Raw genomic sequence first — 2,193 nt, 5'->3', positions numbered from 1 at the left:
CCCCAAAACAACATTGGAAAGAAATTCAAATCTAGGAAATTCTTACCAAGTAATGACCAGTATTAATCGAGCACCAAGAATGGAGACAGTCAATGATTTAGCACAGACTGAAACTCAAGCATTAGGCTTAACTAATCCCCTGAAATTACCAGGTAGAAATAACCGAAGTTCAGCCACAACTATTTATAATCAACCTACTTTTGGCAATACTTCAACACAGAAAAAATCTACCCAAATAACCACAGGTCTCAATCAAACTTCAAGCAGCAATACTGTTCCTAATTTAGCCAGAGTAGAAAATCAAAAACCTTCATCAAGAAATAATGGCTTTATTATTGTTCAACAAACAACAGAAAGTTTTCCTCCACCAGTACCAGACGGAACCTTACAAACAAATCCTCCCTCTCAAATTAAACCAAAATCTTCTAACCCATTAAACTTTCCAATTACCCCTGATGAAGTACAGATAAAAGAAACCATACCAATTACTTTAGACCAAGCCATTGACTTAGCCAGACGCAATAATCCAGAAATAGAAATTGCTCAATTAGAAGTCCAAAGAAGTAGAGAAAGTATGCGAGAGGCTCAAGCAGCTTTGTGGCCTAGCCTAACTTTTGACTCAAGCCTACAGCGTACAGAAAGTTCCTCTGGTGATTTGCAGGCCAGAGCTCGAGAAAGATTAGCCGAAAGTAGTGGCTCAGAGTTTATAGACACAGATATCCAAAATTTCCCCACCACAACTTTTCTCAATGAATTTCGATTTGACTATGACCTTGGCCTGGGTAAAGCTCGTTCTGCCAGAATTGGAATTGCTAGAGAGCAAATGCACCTGCGAGAACTAGATTTAGAGAGAGTTTCAGAACAATTACGCTTTGATGTATCTGACGAATACTACGATCTACAGGAAGCAGATGGACGAGTCAGAATTGGGGAAGCTGCTGTGGCTAACGCTAGAAAAAGTTTAGAGGATGCTGAAGCCTTAGAAAGAGCTGGAGTTGGAACCAGGTTTGATGTATTGCAAGCTCAAGTAACATTGTCCAACGAACAACAAAACCTCACAAATTCACTTCGAGACCAGCGTACTGCCCAACGTCGCTTAGTGGAAAGATTGAATATAAGTCAGTTAATTAATTTAACGGCTGCCGATCCAATTGAGCCAGCAGGGTCTTGGCCTCTATCTTTAGATGAAACAATTGTGTCTGCTTTTCAAAACCGAGCTGAGTTAGAACAACAGTTGGTACAAAGAGACTTAAGTGACGAGCAGCGAAAACTAGCTCTCTCCGCCATCAGGCCAAGCTTAAATTTCTTTGCCACTTACAATGTGTTGGGGTTAACTACTGATGACTTAAGCCCTTTTGCCGCCAGGGGCTGGGCTGATGGAAGTACAGTAGGATTCAACTTTAGATGGAATTTCTTTGATGGTGGTGCAGCTAGGGCGGCAGCTAGACAGAGTATTCTAGATCAAGATATTGCAGAAAATCGGTTTGAGCAAGTTAGAAATCAGGTTCGTCGTGAAGTTGAACAAGCCTTTTTTGGTTTGGAGGCTAGCTTTGAGAATATTTCTACAGCAGAATTGGGTGTGGAACAAGCAAGAGAGGCTTTACGTCTAGCGCGACTAAGATTCCAAGCTGGTGTGGGAACTCAGTTAGAGGTGATTGATGCTGAGACAGATTTGACTAGAGCAGAGAATAATTTGTTAACTGCAATTATTGACTATAACCGATCTTTGTCGGAGCTACAGCGAGCTGTTAGTAATCTTCCTGGTGGAGATTTGTCAGATACTCCTTGAAGAAGGAAGAGGTCATTTCAGTTATCAGTTATCAGTTATCAGTTATCAGTTATCAGTACCTCCGGCTTTAGTCGGAGGCTTGAAAATACTGAATTTAATTTTTTTTCATCCCCTTAAAAAGGGAGGCGCGTGAACCTCATTTTTTGGTAAGAAGAAAGGGGAAAAGGGGAAAAATATTTGGTGGTGCATAGTAATGCTAGAGAGATTGTGGGGACTGTGGGAAAAAATTAAAAAATATATCTCTCTATCCTTAGGCGACCAGGACAACTAAATATTACTTTCTCTGAGTTTTATAGTGGCTTTTTCTTCTGCCTTCTTCCTACAGAACAAACTATATATAGCGCTGTGCGCAGGCAACAGCTCATCTGGCAACAGCGGTCAGACCCCGCGACGACACCAGCTCC

General features: G+C 41.2%; 1 protein-coding gene. It reads left to right on the top strand.

All coding sequences use genetic code 11. The features are described 5' to 3' along the window. Window positions 1–1,789, top strand: a 1,789-nt coding sequence (locus tag AC3DU7_RS23990) for a TolC family protein (RefSeq protein ID WP_488041815.1), incomplete at its 5' end; no start/stop codon positions are given. Window positions 1,790–2,193 lie beyond the last annotated feature (404 nt).

It is taken from the genome of Okeania sp. (assembly GCF_983059655.1).
Note: the sequence above shows the minus strand (reverse complement) of the source record. Positions and strands in the feature narration are given on the sequence as shown.